Genomic DNA, 19,432 nt, shown 5'->3' with positions numbered 1-19,432 from the left:
GAAGAAAGAGGGGAACCTCATGGATCAATTTTTAACAGTCAATGTGGTGACACCTGCTGGTTTGGTTTACGATCATCACGCGAAAATCGTGGTTGCACGTACGACAGATGGTGAGATCGGTATTTTGCCGCATCATGCCCCAATCATCGTTCCTTTGACGATTGATGAAGTCCGGGTCAAACGGATCGATTCAGATACTCACGTCGACTGGGTCGCCGTTAATGGCGGTATCCTTGAAGTGCGGGACAATGTTGTCTCCATCGTAGCCGATAGTGCGGAACGTGATCGTGATATCGACGTTTCACGGGCAGAAAGAGCAAAACAACGTGCAGAACGTCAAATCGAAGAGGCCAAACAAGTCGAAGATATCGACCAGCTTCGTCGCGCAACGGTTGCTTTGCACCGCGCCATTAATCGAATCAACGTGTCAAAACATTCCTGAAAAAACAAGGGCATCTTGCCTTTGTTTTTTTTTATTCGAGAAAACGTTTTAAAAACTTTTTAAAGTCTTTTCATGAAGGTTTCAAGAAAGATTATTTTTTATCTTGACATCTTTGTGGTATGATAGGAATGTTCAATTATGAAAAAGGAGCAGGAAGTATGCAAGTGTATGGAATTGATGCAATCATTCGAATCGTGAGTCATTTAGCGTTCATCTATTTAGCATTTTGGGCATTGCAATCTGTGCGGATCGATGCTTTTTTTAAAGCCTTACGAACGACTCAGATACGAATGGTCATGGTGTTTCTTGCGATTGCATTAGGCTACACCGCCAGTACTTTTTTCCTTGAGTTGATTGCGTTATGTCGTAATTTATTTTTAACAGGTTTTTAAGAATTTCATTAATATATGCAAAAACACCGAATATTATGCTATAATTGGCAAGATTTGTGTGAGTCACTGCATTATTTGGAGGGAACATAAATGGAAGAGATGATCGTTCAAGGTGGTAATCGATTAACTGGAACAGTGAAGATCGAAGGGGCAAAAAATGCTGTTCTACCTATCTTAGCGGCAAGCTTATTAGCGGAAGAAGGAACAACGACATTAACAAATGTACCGATCCTTTCCGATGTATTAACAATGAAAGAAGTGATTCGGCATTTAAATGTCGCAATCGATTTTGAAGAAGAAAACAATACGATGACGATCGATGCATCACAAGAGTTAGCGATCGAAGCACCTTATGAGTATGTAAGCCAAATGCGCGCTTCAATCGTAGTCATGGGGCCTTTGTTAGCCCGTAATGGTCATGCCAAAGTGGCAATGCCTGGCGGCTGTGCAATCGGCAAACGACCAATTGATTTGCATTTGAAGGGATTTCAAGCACTAGGCGCTCAAATCATCCAAAAAGATGGATACATAGAAGCGATCGCCGATGAGTTAAAAGGCAATAGCATTTACTTGGATTTCCCAAGTGTCGGCGCAACGCAAAATATCATGATGGCTGCCGTAAAAGCTAAAGGTATCACCATCATTGAAAACGTCGCTCGTGAACCTGAAATCGTCGATTTAGCAAACATTTTAAACAAAATGGGTGCCAAAGTCTTTGGTGCAGGAACCGAAACGATGCGTATCGAAGGGGTCGATCACCTTCATGCGGTGGAACATTCGATCGTCCAAGACCGTATCGAAGCAGGAACCTTTATGGTTGCAGCAGCGATGACCCAAGGAGACGTCATTATTAAAGATGCGATCTCAGAACACAATCGTCCATTGATCTCAAAATTGATCGAAATGGGCGCAGAAGTGACTGAAGTAGCTGAAGGGATTCGTGTCGTTGGACCTGAACAATTGAAGGCAACAGATGTGAAAACAATGCCTCATCCAGGTTTTCCTACGGACATGCAAGCGCAAATGTCTGCTATTCAACTTTTAGCAGCTGGAACGAGTGTTGTGAACGAAACTGTATTTGAGAACCGTTTCCAACATTTAGAAGAAATGCGTCGGATGAATGCTCATGTCAAAATAGACGGCAACGTAGCAGTGATCGAAGGCGGCCATGAATTGCAAGGTGCGCTGGTCTATGCAACGGATTTACGTGCAGCAGCAGCGTTAATTTTATTAGGTCTACGTTCAACTGGTCGGACACGTGTCCGCAATCTAAAATATTTGGATCGTGGCTATTACAAATTCCATGAAAAATTGCAGCAATTAGGTGCTTCTGTGGAACGAGTTTCTGAAGCAGTTGAAGAAACCGTACCAGTAAACGCATAGTAGGAGTAGGAGAGAACAAAGTGAAGTTGAACCGTTACATTCTAACTAGCTTGATAAAAATTCTAATCGTCATATTATTAGCTATTTTATTGTTCTTAGCCGGAACGATGATTGGCTATGGGGTGATTGGCGACGGTAGTCCTTTTAAAGTCTTCTCTCCAAGTCTTTGGAATCATATCTTTGAGTTTATGAAGTAACCCCAAACTAGGACTTATGCCTCGTGCTGAGTCCTAGTTTTTTCTATCTGTCTTCACTGAATCGTGATCATAAAAAGAAAGGTTGGCAAGAAATGAGTAAACTTTTGATTGGCTTTGTTCGTTTCTATCAACGTTTTATTTCCCCATTATTTCCTCCTAGCTGTCGTTATTATCCGACTTGCTCAGGATACATGATCCAAGCGATCCAAGTCCATGGCGCAGCCAAAGGAGGTTTGATGGGGGTAGCTCGTATCTTACGCTGCCATCCCTTTGTAAAAGGCGGTATAGATTACGTACCCCAGACGTTTACTTTAAAACGAAATACGCAAGACAAAGTCAAACCAACGTACCGTTATCGGAAAAGTTAAAAGGAATCAACAAAAATGTAAAAAAGGAGCCAAAAAGCCATGATTCGTCCAATCGACTCTAATGAAGCGTATCCTTGGGCGTTGCTGCTGGATGCAGATCCTGAAAAAGCAGTCGTAGAAAGCTATCTATATAATAGCCAAACACTTGTTTATGAAGAAGCTGGAGAAATGATTGGTGTGCTAGTTTATCAAAATCAAGGCAACAACTGGGAGATTATGAATGTGGCCGTTTCTCCAGAAAAGCAAGGAATGGGCATTGGTCGTCAATTGCTGCAAGCTGCCGAAGAAGCGATCCTCAGTCAACACCTTGGGGCAAAACGGCCGATTGTAGTGATCAAAACTGGTAGTCTGCCCTCTGCAGCCCTGACTTTGTACCAAACGCAAGGCTATGTTGAAAAAGACCGGATGGAAAATTATTTCACCACTCACTATGCTGAACCGATTTTCGAAAATGGGCAGCAGTTGATCGATCAAGTTATTTTGGAAAAGCAGCTCTAATCCCATAGAGACAGTCTATGGCGATTTTAGGCTGTTTTTTTTTATTGTTCTCGGAAATCGCTTTCTTCAAGCGGGGACTTACGGTAAAATAGATAGTATCAGAATAATAAAGGATTGAGGGAAATAAATGGCGATTTTAGTCTTTGATATGGGTGGTTCAGCAGTAAAATATGGCGTCTGGGCACAGGATTCTTTGGTGAGTAAAGGCAAATTTACTACACCAAGCACGTGGCAAGAAATGAAAGCCCAGTTGCAGCAAGTAAGAGCAAGCGTAAACGAAGAGATCGAAGGGGTCGGGATCAGTGCTCCAGGTGCAGTCAATGCCCAAGAACGTCGAATCGACGGTATCAGTGCGATTCCTTATATCCATGGGTTTGACATCTACTCTGAACTCGAAGGAGTGTTTGGGGTACCAGTAACCATCGAAAATGATGCTAATTGCGCTGGGATGGCTGAATTCTATCAAGGAGCGGGCAAAGAGTATCAGCAAGCAGCTTTCGTTGTGATCGGAACAGGCGTTGGCGGTACCCTGTTTCAAAATGGTGAGCTAGTCCGTGGGGCACATTTATACGGCGGTGAATTTGGGTTGATGATTTTGGATCAAGGCAAAACATTTTCGCAACTAGGGACAGCGGTTCAGATGGCTTGGCGTTATTGTGATCGAATTGGTGTAGATCGAACCACAATTACCGGCGAAGAGGTCTTTCAACGTGCAGAAGATGGGGATGCCATTGCGATCGAGGAAGTCAATAAATTTTACCGCTATTTAGCGCAAGGACTATTCAGTATTCAATTTGCTTTTGATCCTGAAGTGATCATTATCGGTGGCGGTGTCAGTGCCAAAAATGGCTTGTTAGAAGAAGTGAATCAACGGTTGAAAAAAATGTTGGCAGATCAAGCTTTAAATGATTTTGTCCCACTGATCAAGCTATGTGACTATCGCAACGATGCCAATCTAGTTGGGGCGGCAGCCAATTTTCAAGCATTGTATCCACGAAATAGCCGCTAACATCTTGATGTAATGTTTTCAAACGTCCTTTTGACAAAAAATGAAGCAATTCGAAACGATCAAAAAGTAAGCAAAGGAAAAAAAACTTTGCTTGCTTTTCTTTTTGTTCAAAAAAATGAAAAGCGATTCCATTATTGATGGAACAGTGTTTTAAAAACACCATTTTTTCCTAGTAAAAAAAATAAATTCTGAATAGGTGAAATATTCTGATAATTCGTTGACATTTTCCAGATTTTTCAGTATATTGGATAACATATTCAGGGGAAGTGAAGGAGAGGAAAATTATGAAAAAGAAATTTGCGTTTTTGTTTGCGAGTTTGTTTTTGTTGACAGCATGTAGCGCTGGACCAACAGGTGGATCAACGGATGGCAGCGGGGCTGCTGAAGGTGGCAATAAACAAGAGGGAGATACCATCAAGATCGGAACCAACTTAGAGTTGTCAGGAGCCGTAGCTGCTTATGGGACGGCTGAAAAAGAAGGAATCGACTTAGCAGTAGAAGAAATCAATGCTGCCGGCGGTATTCTTGGAAAACAAATTGAAATTATTTCGAAAGATAACAAATCAGATAACAATGAAGCTGCAACGGTAGCAGCCAACTTAGCTACAAATGATAAAGTTGTAGCCATCATTGGTCCAGCAACTTCTGGTGCTACGAAAGCGGCTTTGCCTAACGTGACCAGAGCACAAGTACCAATGGTTACACCTTCAGGTACTGACGATGCGATTACTTATACTAGTGGGAAAGTGCAAGAATTTGCCTTCCGTTCTTGTTTCCAAGATAGCTTCCAAGGAACGATCTTAGCGAAATATGCGGCTGAAAATTTGGATGCATCAAAAGCCGTGATCTTGGGAGACAACTCAAGTGATTACGCAATTGGATTGACGGAAGCATTTAAAGAAAGTTACCCAGGCGAAATTGTCTTAGAAGATAACTTTACTGAAGGCGACAAAGATTTCCAAGCAGTTCTTACAAGAATCAAAGATGTCGACTTCGATGTCTTGTTCATTCCAGGCTACTACACAGAAGCTGGTTTGATCATCAAGCAAGCGCGAGAATTAGGAATTGATCAAGCAATCATTGGTGCCGATGGATTCGGTGATGAAAAAATGGTTCAAACAGCTGGTGCAGAAAATGTCAGCAATGTTTACTATACCGGTCACTTCTCTACCAAAGCACCAGCAAACGACAAAGTTGAGCCGTTTGTGGCAGCTTTCAATGAAAAGTATGGCAAAGAACCTTCTGCTTTTAATGCGTTAGCCTATGATGCAGTTTACATGATCAAACAAGCAATCGAAGATCAAAACTCAGCAGATTCATTGGCAATTGCAGCTGGTTTGTCTGAACTGAAAGACTTTGTCGGCGTGACAGGTGAAATCACAATGGATGAAAATCATAACCCTGAGAAATCAGCAGTTGTTTTAGGATTGACTGACGGGAAGGAAACCTCAGCAGACACTGTGGAACCTTAAAAACCTGTAGTTGTTTGGCAGTGAAAACTGGGACAGACCTGATGTGTTTGTCTCAGTTTCTTTTCTCTAATGAGAAGAACCATAATAAATGATATTGGAAGTGAGTATATGGAAATGATGATCCAACAATTGATCAACGGCTTGTTTCTAGGCAGTATCTACGCCTTGTTAGCGTTGGGTTATACGATGGTGTATGGCATCATCAAGCTGATCAACTTCGCCCACGGAGAAGTTTATATGATTGGTAGTTTTATCGGTTACTTTTTGATCAATCAATGGCAATTGGGCTTTTTCCCAGCGTTATTCATTTCGATGATCGCCAGTGCAGCACTTGGGGTAACGATTGAATTTTTAGCCTATCGTCCTTTGAGAAATTCCACGCGAATTTCGGCATTGATTACGGCAATCGGGGTTTCTTATTTTTTGCAAAATGTCATGATCTTTTTCTTTTCTGCCAATGTGCGCCCGTTTCCGCAAGCAATCGAACGAAAAACCTATTCCATCGGGTTTGTTCAAGTAAGTAATGTCCAGTTATTGATTTTGGCTGTTTCGGTTACCTTAATGATTCTCTTGCAATTGATCGTGAAAAAGACCCGTATGGGAAAAGCGATGCGTGCAGTAAGTGTTGATGCAGATGCAGCGCGTTTGATGGGGATCAATGTTAATCGAACGATTTCCTTTACCTTTGCCTTAGGCTCGGCTTTAGCTGCAGCTGGCGGGATGCTGATCGGTTTGTATTATAATTCCATTGATCCATCAATGGGGGTCGTTCCTGGTCTGAAGTCTTTTGTTGCGGCGGTTCTCGGCGGGATCGGGATCATTCCTGGTGCAGCTTTAGGCGGCTTTGTGATCGGTTTAGTGGAGACAGCAGCGACAGCGCTTGGTTTTTCTGATTACAAGGATGCTTTAGTGTATGTCATTTTAATAATTATATTGTTGGTTCGTCCAGCTGGGATCCTCGGCAAAAATATCAAAGAGAAAGTGTAGGTGGCAGAAATGAAAAAGAATTTACGTTACAACTTAATCTGGCTCGCTCTGGCAGCTATTCTTTATTTTGGATTATTTGCAGCCTACAATGGCGGAATGATTAATTTGTTCTCTGATGCGATCATCGTCAATATCGGAATCAATATCATCTTGGCAGTCAGTTTGAATCTAATCATCGGCTTTTCAGGGCAATTCTCCTTAGGACATGCTGGGTTTATGGCAATCGGTGCTTATGCTGGCGCGATCCTGTCGGCAAGCAATCCAACCTTTGGCGGCTTTTTAACTGGTTTACTGGTGGGGATGCTGGTTTCAGGTGCAGTCGCATTAGTGGTTGGGATTCCGACCCTCCGTTTAAAAGGCGACTATCTAGCGATCGCAACCCTAGGTGTGGCAGAGATCATTCGGATCTTGTTGGTGAACCTACGAGGCTTGACCAATGGTCCTGCTGGAATTTTCGGATTGCCCCAATTCAGTAATTGGCAGATCGTCTTTCTCTTTGCCGTTCTATCGATTCTTGTCGTTTCAAACTTTGTCCATAGCGGACCAGGCAGAGCGACTTTAGCGATTCGGGAAGATGAGATCGCTGCAGAATCGATGGGGGTCAACACAACGAAATACAAGGTAATTGCGTTTGTGATGGGGGCAGTGATGGCAAGCATTGCTGGTACCCTTTATGCCAGCTATCAGCAGTCGGTTTTCCCACGAGATTACGGTTTTATGAAATCGATCGATGTGTTGATCATCGTCGTTTTTGGAGGGCTTGGGAGTACCACAGGAGCGGTTGTTTCGGCAGTAGTGCTAGGAATCTTAAACATGTACTTGCAAGGCTTCTCTGATTTGCGCATGATCATTTATGCATTGGCTTTGATCATCATCATGATCTTTAAACCAAGCGGACTTTTAGGGACCTGGGAATTCTCCGTAAAAGGACTGTTGGACAAATTTAGAAAAAAGGGGGATGACAACGATGCCTCTATTAGAAGTTAAAAGCTTAACGAAAAACTTCGGTGGTTTAGCTGCTGTTTCTCATGTAGACCTCCATCTAGATACCAATGAGCTGGTCGGGTTGATTGGACCAAACGGTGCCGGCAAGACAACGCTCTTTAACCTCCTGACAGGTGTTTATGAGCCTAGTGAAGGCGAAGTGCTTTTTGAGACCCAAGGTAAGCCAAAACGTTTAAATGGCGTGAAGCCTTATAAAATCGCGGATTTAGGCCTTTCAAGAACCTTCCAAAATATTCGCTTGTTTAAAAACTTGACCGTAATGGATAACGTCTTGATCGCTATGAACAGTAAGCATAAAGAAGGACTACTGACGAGCATCTTGCGTTTGCCAAAGTATTACAAAAACGAAGAATCCATGAAGAAAAAAGCCTTAGAGCTGTTACGGATCTTTGATATGGATGGCAAAAGCCAAACGTTAGCGAAAAATTTGCCTTATGGCGAGCAACGCCGTTTAGAGATCGTACGCGCATTGGCTACAGAGCCAAAAATTTTGTTTCTTGACGAGCCGGCAGCGGGGATGAATCCTCAGGAAACAACAGAACTGACAAAGCTGATCTATAAGATCCAAAAAGATTTTCAATTGACGATCCTCTTGATCGAGCATGATATGAGTTTGGTCATGGAAGTGTGCGAACGGATCTATGTACTGGAATACGGACAAGTCATCGCCCACGGTGAACCAGAAGAGATCAAAAACAATCCACGGGTAATCGAAGCCTATCTAGGAGGGGAAATCTGATGCTGGAAATTCAAAATTTAAGTGTTCACTACGGCATGATCCAAGCAGTTCATGATGTTTCCTTCCACGTCAATCAAGGAGAGATCGTTTCGCTGATTGGTGCCAATGGTGCCGGAAAAACCACGATTTTACGGACGATTTCTGGATTGATCCGTCCTTCAAAAGGCTCCGTCACTTTTGAAGGAAAGCAAATTGAGAAAGAAGCACCGCAAAAAATCGTCGCAAACGGTTTGTCGCAGGTGCCAGAAGGGCGGCACGTCTTTTCCGGTTTGACGGTTCAAGAAAACTTAGAGATGGGCGCCTTCTTGCGTAAAGACAGTGGTGTCAAAGAAGACTATGAACAAGTTTACCGCAAGTTTCCTGTATTGAAAGAACGCCTCTCGCAAGATGCGTCGACATTATCTGGCGGTGAGCAGCAGATGTTGGCAATGGGGCGGGCATTGATGTCAAAACCGCGCTTGCTTTTGCTGGATGAGCCATCGATGGGCTTGGCGCCAATTTTTATCAAAGAAATTTTTTCCATCATTCAAGAAATCAAGCAGCAAGGAACGACTGTGCTGCTGATCGAACAAAATGCGAAAATGGCTTTATCGATTGCCGATCGCGGCTATGTATTAGAAACCGGGAAAATCGTTTTAGAAGGTACTGGAGAAGAATTACTAGCAAGTGATGAAGTTAGAAAAGCGTATCTAGGAGGTTAAACAATGAGCGTAAGTGATTTTATGACGAAGACGGTCATCACCGTCGATTCACAAACACCGATCTTTGATGCAATAGATGTGATGAAGCAGCATGATATCCATCGTCTACCTGTCGTTGATGATGGCAAATTAGTAGGGTTGATCACAGAAGGAACGATCGCTGAAGCAACTCCCTCAAAAGCGACCAGCTTAAGCGTTTATGAAATGAACTATCTCTTAAATAAAACGACGGTCGCTGATATCATGTTGAAAAAAGTGACCACGATTGAACCGGAAGCTTTATTAGAGGATGCGATTTCGGTGATGCGAAGTGAAAACGTTGGGGTTTTACCAGTCATGGATGATGATGCCTTAGTGGGAATCATTACCAACAATGATATTTTCGATGCCTTTTTGAAAATCACTGGGTACCACGATGGTGGAACACGAGTGTCCATTGAGATCACGGATGACCATGTGGGTGTTTTAGCAGACGTGACGAAACTCCTTGCGGATCATCAGATGAGTATTTTGACGATTGTGGTAAATCGGATGGCACTAAAAACAGTTGTTGAGATCCAAGTAGAATCACGGCAAGTCGCAGCAATCGAGAAAATTTTGAGCGATGCAGGCTATACCGTGACGAGTGCTGTCTTGACGAACCAGAAGTGATCTAAGAAAAAGTAGCTGATCGTAAAGATTGGCTACTTTTTTTATTTCCAGAAGAGATTTTCTTTTTCTTTTGTTGCTTTTCTGTTAAAATAGGAAGGTGCTGTAAAGAAAGAGGTGCAACCATGTCTAAGAAAAATAAAGATATCGAAGTACGTATTGAAGAAACAACAAAAGCCATTCATGGCAAAGACTATACCGTCAATGAATTATTCATCGGAAAAAAACGCATTGGTGAGATTTTAACAACTGGACCAAAAGAATTTCAAAGCTTTTTAGGGGATGAAGATCTAGGTTCGAGCAGAAGCTTAGAAGCTGCCATCGAGATGATTATTCGTCAATGGAATTTACATGAATAATTTCTAGAAAAATTTACTTTTTGCTCTTGCAATTTGTTATCTTTTTCGGTATTATAACTATTGTCAGGTTTGAGAAAAACCTTTTGGAGGAGTAGCGAAGTGGCTAAACGCGACGGACTGTAAATCCGTTCCTTAGGGTTCAGTGGTTCGAATCCACTCTCCTCCACCATTATTGGGGTATAGCCAAGCGGTAAGGCAACGGACTTTGACTCCGTCATGCGTTGGTTCGAATCCAGCTACCCCAGTCAAAGAGATACGTAGAAAAAAACAGCAAGCACTCTTGCTGTTTTTTTGTTATTTAAAAAGAATCGTGTTTTTTATAAGTACTTAAAGAAACAGGAGACTGATATGGAAGAAGCCACTTTCAACAAGCTAGTTTCTACGAAATTGAAAAAAGCAATGGTTGCTTTGGGGCATTTCTATGAAACAGGCATGGAGTGGAACGGAAAATCACAGTCGATTCTTTCACAGAAATTTCTTTCAGAGAATTTAAAATATTTGGGCATTTTTGGTTCTGTTTGGTATACTTAGGCAAATCAGTTCCTTTGAGAGAACCATTTTATAGCATGAGAAACGAGCGATGACAGGAATATTACCGATTTTCGGAAGTGATAACTTTACTAGATGGGGGCTTAACGAAGATGGGAAATGAAACGACTTGGGAGAACACAGACCGCCTTTATCTGTTGTGTCAACCAATCATGCAGGTAAAATCGCTAAGTCAGCAAGAGGTGAATGGCTATGAAGTCTTGCTACGTAGCGAGAAGAACAACCGATTTCCACAGCAAGAATTCAGCACAATGATTCAAACTGAAAGTGGCAATCAGCAATTGATGAGATGGTATGCCAAGGAATTGCGGCGTTTATGCAAAAAAAAGCCGGAAACCCGCTTTAGTGTCAATATACATCCACAACAGCTGCTGTGGCAGTCTACGTGGTCCTTTTTTGAAACGATGGCTGTTTATAAGGCGCAGTTGCAGATTGAATTGACGGAACACCCCGTACGCATACAGCAAGAGTCATTTGATTTGTCTGTAGCCATTGCAAAAATTAAAGCTTATGGTTATGTGATTGCGGTCGATGATATCGGTTGCGGACAAAATACCCTCTCGTTGGTCTTTGCCAATCTTGCCAGCGTTGATTGTTTGAAATTTTCGTTGTTACCGTTTATTCAGCTTGATGAGGAGATTGGCTTCAGCTTTTTGGCTTGTTGGTTGAAGGTTGCCCAAAAATATCAGCTTGAGCTGATCGTTGAAGGGATCGAGAACCGCGAAAAAATGGTCCAGTTGCTTGAGATGGGGGTGCATTTGCAACAAGGATATTTATGGTCTAAAGGAGAGCGATTGTGATGGAATGTTAGAACGAGGCGTGCTTTTGGCGTTTGGTTTGCCGCTGATGATTGCCAGTTTACTGGTGACCGCAGATGTTTTTGTACGAAGTGTGCAAAAAATATCGGTTTCTCGTCCATTTAAGTATTTTATTATTGGTATTCTGACGTTTACGCATTTGTATTTTATTCTTTCTTTTTCAATGAATTCAGTTGGGTTTATCTGTTATCAATACACAACTGCTTTTATTGCGAGTCATTTTTTCTATGGTGATCGTGGCAAGATCTTGATTTTGATAACGCCGTGTATGGTCGTCTTTTATTTGTGGTTTGTCGGTTTTTCTGATGTGGGTAAAGCTTTTTATCTTCCATTATTCGGAGTGGGGATCTTTGTCCTTGATTTTCTTTTATCAAAAGTCAAGCTGATCCGTCCGCAACAGCAATTTTATATGATGTATTTTTTGACCTGCCTGCTCTCACCGCGTTTTTCGATGCTAGTCCATCATACGACGACCTATGACTGGGAAGCGATGCTGGCAGTATTTGTTGGTTCTTTCGTGCTGCTAGGAAGTTTCATGTGGTTGCATCGATTGATTGAGGGGCAAGAATACCAAGTACTGGCAGAGTTGGCGAATAGTAAGATCGATGCGTTGACCGGCTGCTTCAACTATGGGACCTATAACCACGATCTGCTTCAAGCCGTTTCACAGAAAAAGACTGTGACGATCGCCATGATCGATCTCGATCACTTCAAAAAGGTCAACGACCGTTATGGTCATATCGCTGGAAATGAGCTGTTGAGAACCTTTGCCACACGGACGACTACTTTTTTAGAGGCGCATTTTGCCGAGACCTATTCCTTTTATCGTTATGGCGGCGAAGAGTTCTGTGTCGTGATCGAAGGGGATGTCAAAGAACAGACCGTAGCTGCGATGACGACGCTGTGTCAAACCATTTCCAGCAGTATGTTTCCTGTCGCCAATTTTGAAAAAGGGACGATGTCTTTGTCTTGCGGCGTTGAAGCGAGCACCGTTTGTCATGGGGATATCTTGGCAGCCGTTGAAAGAGCCGATCAAGCACTCTATCTCGCAAAACAAAGTGGTCGAAACCGGGTGTGCACCTTGCCTGAGACGTAAAAAAATAATGGAAAAATAATTTACACAAATTCACAAAGAATTAAATCTTTATGCACAAATTGTTAGTAATAATAAAGAAATAATGTTATTTATTTACAAAATATACATTTTGATTATTTTATTTATCTTGAGAATCTTCGCATATCAACAAAAAGATTGAAACTATGTATAATTTCTGGTAAATTATTCTAAATCAAGAGTGATAAAAACTGTCAATAATTAATAGTGATCCTTACTTGATGCTTTGTCCGCTTTTCCAATGAAATGTCTCTGGAATTGTCCCGTCGAATCAGCAAGTAAGGGTTCTTTTTTTTAGAAAGGAAGCACAGGAAATGGCAAATACGCTGGTTGTCAATACACTCGCAAATTTAGGCGCAATTATCATCAATATTTATTTGTTATTCAAAATCAGTGACGGATTCGTTGGCCAAGGGACGTTCAAAGCGAAACAGATCGCAGCGGCGATTGCTTGTGAAACCGTGGTGGGGATGCTGATGATGAATTTCTCTTATGTCGTATACGAAACGCGATTTGACCTGCGCTTCTTGCTTTACGCTTTTTCCATGAAGTATCTGGGATGGAAGGTGACCGTACCGACGATGGTCAATCTAGCGTTAGGGCGTTTCTTGTTTGAAGTATCAAAATCTTCTTGGTTGAACTTATACCTTACGTGTTTTTTGATAGTGACACTGACATTTCTGCATGCCTGGGCCAAACGGCGATTTACTGACAAACAAGAGTTGTTCCTATCAATTACCTACTTGATCGCTATCTCCTTTCTTTTTGGTTTTTATTTGACGGGCGATATTCAAAAAACGACCCTAATTTATATAGTTTATGGCATTCTCGCCTATACGTTGGCGTTTTTCCTTTACTCGATAGTCAATGATATGCAGCGCATTTTGGCATTGGTCAAAATCGATGATCTTACGCAGTTGAACAACTTTCGTAAATTTCAAGATGACCGTCAACGCCTAGATACGACCGAGGTGGACTTATCGATCGCTTTGATCGATATCGATCATTTCAAAAATTACAATGACCGTTACGGACACCGTGCCGGGGATGTGATTTTGCAAGAAATCGCTCGTATTTTTTCGACCTACTGTACGGCGAGCAATCCGGTCTATCGCATCGGTGGGGAAGAGTTTGCGATCTTGATCCAAGGAGACGCACAGGCTGCTGCTTATCTCCTTGAAAAAATTCAAAAGCGCATCCGTTACCAAGAAATCATCTTGGATGCCGGTGATTCGGTCAGCATCACGTTGTCGATTGGGATCGCACAACGGCAAAGGGGTGAGTTGCTACAGCAAACGCAAGAACGTGCGGATCAAGCATTGTATCGAGCCAAACGCAGCGGTCGCGACCAACTCTGTCTTTACTGATGGGGGTGGCTTCTTTTCTTTTTTTGTTTTCAAAAATACTACCTTAAATGAGGAACGCATATGGAAAATAGTTTAATCATGATTCCTTCGCTAGAACCTGACCACAAACTGCTGGCTCTGGTGGAGAAAATTCGTTTGCATAATCAGCACCTGCCGATTTTGGTCGTGGATGATGGCAGTGGGGCAGCTTATCAGTCCGTCTTTTCGGCATTGGCACAGAAGTTTGGTTGTCAGGTTTTGACCCATCCAAAGAATCAGGGAAAAGGCGCAGCCATCAAAACCGCTCTCACTGAAGTGCTGACAAACCAGCCAGCTGTTGAATTTATGGTGACCATTGATTCGGACGGGCAGCATGAGTATACCGATATGATGGCTTGCTTAGCAAAGGCCCAAGCCCATCCGGACAGCATTATTTTAGGGACCCGATCCTTTGGCAAAGAAGTGCCCTTGCGGAGTAAGTTCGGCAACATTTTGACCCGAAATATCCTGCGTTTAGCGACTGGTCTTGCTATCGAGGATTCGCAGACGGGCTTAAGGGTTTTCCCTCGAAAATTCATGACAGATTTGTTGGCGATCTCAGGTGAGCGTTTTGAATATGAAACGCGGATGCTAATCGAAGCCCAGAAGCGGGGGTGGCCGATTCTTTCACAACCGATCGCCACCATCTATATTGAAGAAAATGCCTCTTCCCATTTTCGGGTCTTGGCAGATTCTGTCGCTATCTATAGCGTCTTTTTGAAGTATTTGTTTTCATCTGTGGTCTCCTTTTTTGTCGATGTGATCGCTTATGCGTTATTGATCCATTTCTTGTCTGTCATCAATCTGTCCTCCATCGTGATCGCTTCGTTGGGTGCCCGATTGATTTCGGCGATCGTCAATTACTACATCAATCGCGAGCTTGTTTTTGGTCAACGGACAAAGAACAGTATGCTGCAGTATTTTTTATTGGTGATCGTACAGATTTTGCTGTCCTCTTTTCTCGTCTACCTGATTTATTTGATCCTACCGATCGGAGATTCTGTGTTGTTAAAAATAGGCGTCGATTGCCTGCTCTTTTTCTTTAGTTACCATGTGCAAAAAAATGTCATCTTTAAGGAGTGATTGAGGTGGAACAAAAACGTTTGCCTTGGGCGAAAAAAGTCGTTTACTTTCTGGCGTTTGTCTTTTCGCTGATCTATTTATCATGGCGGGGGCTGTATACATTGCCATGGCACGAGTCTTGGTTTGCCTTGCTGTTTGGTTTGCTGCTTTGGGGCAGTGAGATCGTATCGAACTTTACGGGCTTGCTGTTGATTTGGAACAAAAACAAAGCAAAGCCCTTTGAAAAACCGGTCGTGCCAGAAGCCGACTATCCGGCGATCGATGTGTTGATTGCTACTCATAATGAAGAAGTGCCGCTTTTATTAAAAACGGTCAATGCGGCAGTTCATATGAAATACCCCGATCCCAAAAAAGTTCACATCTATTTGTCAGATGACACCAACCGTCCAGAGGTCAAAGCACTGGCAGATAAATTTGGCATCGGCTATATCGGATTGATCGGCAATCAGCATGCCAAGTCAGGCAATCTCAATCATGCATTATCAAAAACCAATTCGCCGCTAGTGGCGACCTTTGATGCAGATATGATTCCTTACTCAGATTTTTTGCTGGAAACAGTGCCATATTTTGTGGCAAATCAGCAGGAACGCCGCAATGACCAGACCATCAAACCGTTGGGCTTTGTTCAAACACCGCAAAGTTTTTACAACGCGGATCTTTTTCAGTACAATCTTTTTTCAGAAGCGGCGATCCCTAACGAGCAGGACTTCTTTTCCAGAGAAGTCAATGTTTTGAACAACGCCCATGATACCGCTATTTATACAGGTTCCAATACGGTGATTGCACGAGAAGCGATCGAAGCCGCTGGCGGATTTCCGACGGACACGATCACGGAAGATTTTGAATTAGGCGCCTTGATCAATTGCCAAGGTTATCGCAGTTTATCAACACTGCAGCCAATGGCCAGCGGTCTGTCTCCAATTGATATCCCAAGTGCCTTAAAGCAGCGAATTCGCTGGGGAAGAGGAGTGGTCCAAAGTGTCCACAATCTCCATCTTTTTAAGAATAAGACGTTGTCTTTGGCGCAAAAAATGGTTTTCTTAAACAGCTATTTGTATTGGTGGTCGTTTCTACGACGGCTACTATTTATTTTCGCGCCGATTTTGTACACCGTCTTTAATGTAAGGGTCGTAGAGACAAACTTTTGGGTCTTGCTGCTGTTTTGGCTGCCAAGCTATACGTTCTTGCATTTGGCGATGCAGGATTTGAGCAGTGATATTCGAACGCAGCGTTGGGGCGAGATCCAGGAAACGATTTTTGCACCTTACCTAGTGATTCCTGTCTTTTTGCAAGCCATTGGCATCAAAGAGACCCGCTTCAAGGTGACTAATAAAGCAGCAACTCAGTCTAAAAAAGACTTGTTGTTTGTGGTGCCGCATTTGTTGCTGTTGATTTTGACGATTATCGGCTTAGTGAAGTTTAATTACGGCAAATTCGGCTCAGAGATTTTCTACGGCAGTGTGTTGACCTTCTGGCTGCTGACCCATTTCTTTAACTTAACCTTTGCGGTCTTATTTTATCTCGGTCGCCCGATTTATCGAACGACGGAACGGTTCAGAGCCCATTATCCTGTTGAAGTTTCCGACCAAGACGCCAGCTATTCTTTGATGACAGAAAATATCTCAGAAAATGGCTTGTCCTTCGTTTCTGACGTTCCTCTTTATTTTCCGCCAGATGCGCCGCTGACTTTTAAAATCACCCGTAATGGCTACCAAGCAGAGATGACTGGAAATATTGTCCGCGTCTTTTCTGGAAAAGATCGATGGGTCTATGGCGTTGCTTTAAACCAGTTGACAGAAAAAGATTACTTAGCCTATCTGCAGATCATTTATGATGGCTTCAATCAAAGCCTGCCGGTTCTGCGGGATCCGTGGATGACCTTCTTTGACAGTCTTTTTGAAAATCTCGGTAAGCATCTGCTGCAAGCCAAACAAAAGCCATTGCCGCCTCAAAGAGTGCCCATACTGACCATTGATCAAAAATGGCACTTTGATGAAGGAACCTATGCGGTCACAACATTTGGTTTTGATCAGTTCACGTTGGCAAAAACAGAGGAGGTCGAAATGCCGGTCCATCTAAACTTACCGATCAGTAATCTTGTGCTTCACGCTGAAAAAGCGACGCTTCAGCCAAAAGAAAATCAAGTGATATATCAAGTAAGCAATCTTTCAGAGCTGCGTTCCACAGTAGCCCTCCAAGAATGGGTAGACAGCTTGCTGAGAAAGGAGGCAGACGATGATCGAGATCCTGCTGCGATTTAGTCTATTTGGTTTATCATTAGCTGGCTATGCCTATCTTTTTGTACGAGTTTGTCATTTTACCAAATACATTAGCTGGATCGCTGCCTGCTGTTTGCCGATCCTCGTTCTTTCCTTTGTCGCATATGGTCCCAAAGGATGGTTGATCTGGGGGGCCTGGTTTTTATTTGGTCTTGGCTTACTATTATGCGTTTGGCGTTTTTGGCAGGAGCGCCATCAGGTGCGCTGGGGTTTACAAGAGCCCATCATGCTGTGGTTTTATGGCTATTTTGCTTTGTTCGTTTTAACATTGCTTCACAGTCATTTGACCCACTATGACAACTTCTCTCATTGGGCGACGATCGTTAAATTCCTTTATACGCAGGGACAATTGCCAACGGCAACCGATGCCATCATCAGTTTTACTTCCTATCCTTTAGGCAGCTCACTGTTTGTTACTTATACAGCAATCATCGTTGGCTATCATGAGAATGTCTTGCTGATTGGTCAATTGATTTTGATTTTCTGTAGTCTGTATAGTTTTTTTGCGATTATTCGTGATCCGAAAAGAAAGCTGGCTTTTGTCTTGGTCTTCACCAGCATGGCCGTATTCAATTATTTTAATATTGCGATTCGAATGAATAATTTGCTGGTAGACTTCATTCTTCCCGTTTTAACTTTGGCAGGCATCTCCGGGTTATTTTCTTTAAAAGGCAAAGTGCTGCCTTCAATCAGCTACTTTCTTTTGATTGGCGCCTCTCTTGATTTGGTCAAAAATAGTGCCGTCTTTTTTCTGCTGATTTTAGGTGGCTATTTACTAGTCTGCTTATGGCAGGCATCAATTCGTTGGCGGCAACGGCTAGGCTTGATGATTGTAGGATTAGCTGCCATTGGGCTATCTGTCCTGCCGGCGATTCTTTGGAACCTGCATGTCAAAGCGAATTTTCCTAAATCGAAGCATGAAGTCAGCGTGACCGCTTATAAACAGATTTTTGGTGAAAAGGATTCTCAGATACTGCAGCAGATTACGGATGTTTTTGTCAAAACGATCACGGATGTTACGACGGTTTCCACGCAAGGGATTCTCTTGATCCAGGTCATCCTGTTGGGCAGTTGGCTATTTGTCCGATTTATTATAAAAAAACGCAATCCATTTCTAAAAGAACTGCTGTTGATCGATGGTATTATTGGTCTCTATTACTTGGGTATTTACGCCATGTTCTTGTTCTCGATGCCCACTGATGAAGCACTGTCTTTGGCAGGGTTCGATCGCTATGCTTCGAGTATTGTGATCTTGGCATTAGGTTTGATGACCTTTTTCATGGTCCGGGGCATTGATCATTTGTATCATGAACAAGCGATCGATCGGCGAAACTACCGTAGTTTTGCCAGCTTGACCACAAAAAAAATCTATCAATACAGTACCTTGATTCTGTTATTTTTTGCGACATTGCTGATCCTTTCAGAAAATAATGGCATGCGTTATACCAATCGTGAATATGCTGCTTCGATTCCAGCACAAGTTTCAGCCGTTACTGGCGATCGCTTTGACCTAAACCAGAAAAAATACTTGGTGGTCAGTACCAATAAAGAAGCAGTAGACAGCTACTTAGTTGGCTATGTCGGCAAATATTACTTGTTTTCACCCAATGTCGATGGTCGAGAGAATTTCCTCTTATCAGATGCAGATTTTCGCACGCTATTAAAGCAATACGATGAAGTCGTCGTCTTAGAAGAGCACTATACCTTTAATGCCATGACGAAGAAGCTAACAGGCAAAACCTTTGCCCCTGGTGTTTATTCGGTGGCGGAGGTGTTGGGGCAATAAATGAAGGAATTTCTCAAGCGCGTCTCCTTATTAGAGAATCAATAGTAAAAATACCAATGAAACAGACGTATCGTTTGTTCATTGGTATTTTTTTTCTGTTCCCACTGAGTAATATCCTCTATACTATGAAAATACCAAAGGATATGTAAATAATCTGTATTAAACGAAAGGGTACACATGAATAAAAAACGGCGCAATATTTTCAGTGCCTATGATTT

The 19,432-nt window shown here is 42.6% G+C and carries 21 protein-coding genes and 2 tRNA genes; all 23 read left to right on the top strand.

Annotation, left to right across the window (positions count from 1 at the left end; all coding sequences use genetic code 11):
- Window positions 1-19: 19 nt before the first annotated feature.
- A complete protein-coding gene (locus IGJ17_RS12435; RefSeq protein WP_005228716.1) occupies window positions 20-442 on the top strand; it encodes a F0F1 ATP synthase subunit epsilon in 423 nt (140 codons plus the stop codon).
- A gap of 158 nt (window positions 443-600) precedes the next feature.
- Window positions 601-834: a DUF1146 family protein gene (locus tag IGJ17_RS12430; protein WP_008380880.1), complete on the top strand. Its 234-nt coding sequence runs from the start codon at window positions 601-603 to the stop codon at window positions 832-834.
- Between the two features lie 90 nt (window positions 835-924).
- Window positions 925-2,217, top strand: coding sequence for a UDP-N-acetylglucosamine 1-carboxyvinyltransferase (murA, locus tag IGJ17_RS12425; protein WP_008380882.1), 1,293 nt, complete (start codon window positions 925-927; stop codon window positions 2,215-2,217).
- 20 nt (window positions 2,218-2,237) lie between these two features.
- Entirely contained in the window at window positions 2,238-2,414 is a 177-nt protein-coding gene (locus IGJ17_RS12420; RefSeq protein WP_005228723.1) for a DNA-directed RNA polymerase subunit beta, read from the top strand.
- Window positions 2,415-2,506: 92 nt separating this feature from the next.
- Complete coding sequence (gene yidD / locus IGJ17_RS12415; protein ID WP_008380886.1) at window positions 2,507-2,782, top strand: membrane protein insertion efficiency factor YidD; 276 nt, start codon at window positions 2,507-2,509, stop codon at window positions 2,780-2,782.
- A 39-nt stretch (window positions 2,783-2,821) separates the two neighbouring features.
- Window positions 2,822-3,280: a GNAT family N-acetyltransferase gene (locus tag IGJ17_RS12410; RefSeq protein WP_005234382.1), complete on the top strand. Its 459-nt coding sequence runs from the start codon at window positions 2,822-2,824 to the stop codon at window positions 3,278-3,280.
- 127 nt (window positions 3,281-3,407) lie between these two features.
- Window positions 3,408-4,289 (top strand): ROK family protein, encoded by an 882-nt coding sequence (locus IGJ17_RS12405; RefSeq protein ID WP_005234383.1) that lies wholly within the window; start codon window positions 3,408-3,410, stop codon window positions 4,287-4,289.
- 284 nt (window positions 4,290-4,573) lie between these two features.
- Complete coding sequence (locus tag IGJ17_RS12400) at window positions 4,574-5,761, top strand: ABC transporter substrate-binding protein (protein ID WP_008380891.1); 1,188 nt, start codon at window positions 4,574-4,576, stop codon at window positions 5,759-5,761.
- Window positions 5,762-5,869: 108 nt separating this feature from the next.
- Window positions 5,870-6,748, top strand: a complete 879-nt coding sequence (locus IGJ17_RS12395) for a branched-chain amino acid ABC transporter permease (protein WP_008380893.1) — start codon at window positions 5,870-5,872, stop codon at window positions 6,746-6,748.
- A 9-nt stretch (window positions 6,749-6,757) separates the two neighbouring features.
- Window positions 6,758-7,735, top strand: coding sequence for a branched-chain amino acid ABC transporter permease (locus tag IGJ17_RS12390; RefSeq protein ID WP_142437616.1), 978 nt, complete (start codon window positions 6,758-6,760; stop codon window positions 7,733-7,735).
- Complete coding sequence (locus tag IGJ17_RS12385) at window positions 7,716-8,492, top strand: ABC transporter ATP-binding protein (protein WP_008380898.1); 777 nt, start codon at window positions 7,716-7,718, stop codon at window positions 8,490-8,492. Before IGJ17_RS12390 ends, IGJ17_RS12385 begins: the two co-directional genes overlap by 20 nt.
- Window positions 8,492-9,193, top strand: coding sequence for an ABC transporter ATP-binding protein (locus tag IGJ17_RS12380; protein ID WP_005234392.1), 702 nt, complete (start codon window positions 8,492-8,494; stop codon window positions 9,191-9,193). The genes IGJ17_RS12385 and IGJ17_RS12380 overlap by 1 nt, the downstream gene beginning before the upstream one ends.
- 3 nt (window positions 9,194-9,196) lie before the next feature.
- Window positions 9,197-9,844 carry a CBS and ACT domain-containing protein gene (locus IGJ17_RS12375; protein ID WP_005234394.1) on the top strand — a complete coding sequence of 216 codons (648 nt, stop codon included), beginning with the start codon at window positions 9,197-9,199 and terminating at the stop codon, window positions 9,842-9,844.
- A 122-nt stretch (window positions 9,845-9,966) separates the two neighbouring features.
- Window positions 9,967-10,200, top strand: coding sequence for a DUF2969 domain-containing protein (locus IGJ17_RS12370; RefSeq protein WP_005228752.1), 234 nt, complete (start codon window positions 9,967-9,969; stop codon window positions 10,198-10,200).
- An 85-nt stretch (window positions 10,201-10,285) separates the two neighbouring features.
- A tRNA-Tyr gene (locus IGJ17_RS12365) sits at window positions 10,286-10,369 on the top strand.
- 4 nt (window positions 10,370-10,373) lie between these two features.
- A tRNA-Gln gene (locus IGJ17_RS12360) sits at window positions 10,374-10,445 on the top strand.
- A gap of 103 nt (window positions 10,446-10,548) precedes the next feature.
- On the top strand, window positions 10,549-10,731 hold the full coding sequence (locus tag IGJ17_RS12355) for a hypothetical protein (protein ID WP_086297747.1): 183 nt from the start codon (window positions 10,549-10,551) through the stop codon (window positions 10,729-10,731).
- Window positions 10,732-10,841: 110 nt separating this feature from the next.
- Window positions 10,842-11,549, top strand: a complete 708-nt coding sequence (locus tag IGJ17_RS12350; protein WP_005234399.1) for an EAL domain-containing protein — start codon at window positions 10,842-10,844, stop codon at window positions 11,547-11,549.
- A 4-nt stretch (window positions 11,550-11,553) separates the two neighbouring features.
- Entirely contained in the window at window positions 11,554-12,663 is a 1,110-nt protein-coding gene (locus IGJ17_RS12345; protein WP_429961461.1) for a GGDEF domain-containing protein, read from the top strand.
- Between the two features lie 332 nt (window positions 12,664-12,995).
- Window positions 12,996-14,048 carry a GGDEF domain-containing protein gene (locus tag IGJ17_RS12340; protein WP_086297738.1) on the top strand — a complete coding sequence of 351 codons (1,053 nt, stop codon included), beginning with the start codon at window positions 12,996-12,998 and terminating at the stop codon, window positions 14,046-14,048.
- Between the two features lie 60 nt (window positions 14,049-14,108).
- Window positions 14,109-15,149, top strand: a complete 1,041-nt coding sequence (locus IGJ17_RS12335) for a bifunctional glycosyltransferase family 2/GtrA family protein (RefSeq protein WP_086297735.1) — start codon at window positions 14,109-14,111, stop codon at window positions 15,147-15,149.
- Window positions 15,146-17,410 carry a glycosyltransferase family 2 protein gene (locus IGJ17_RS12330; protein ID WP_086297732.1) on the top strand — a complete coding sequence of 755 codons (2,265 nt, stop codon included), beginning with the start codon at window positions 15,146-15,148 and terminating at the stop codon, window positions 17,408-17,410. Before IGJ17_RS12335 ends, IGJ17_RS12330 begins: the two co-directional genes overlap by 4 nt.
- A complete protein-coding gene (locus tag IGJ17_RS12325; RefSeq protein ID WP_086316460.1) occupies window positions 17,385-19,214 on the top strand; it encodes a lantibiotic ABC transporter permease in 1,830 nt (609 codons plus the stop codon). The genes IGJ17_RS12330 and IGJ17_RS12325 overlap by 26 nt, the downstream gene beginning before the upstream one ends.
- Window positions 19,215-19,432: the final 218 nt, after the last annotated feature.

Origin of the sequence: Enterococcus sp. DIV1096b, assembly GCF_050498765.1 — a bacterium.
Taxonomy (GTDB): Bacteria; Bacillota; Bacilli; order Lactobacillales; family Enterococcaceae; genus Enterococcus_D; species Enterococcus_D entomosocium.
The sequence above is the reverse complement of the archived record's forward strand: the minus strand, read 5'-3'. Positions and strand labels throughout refer to the sequence as shown.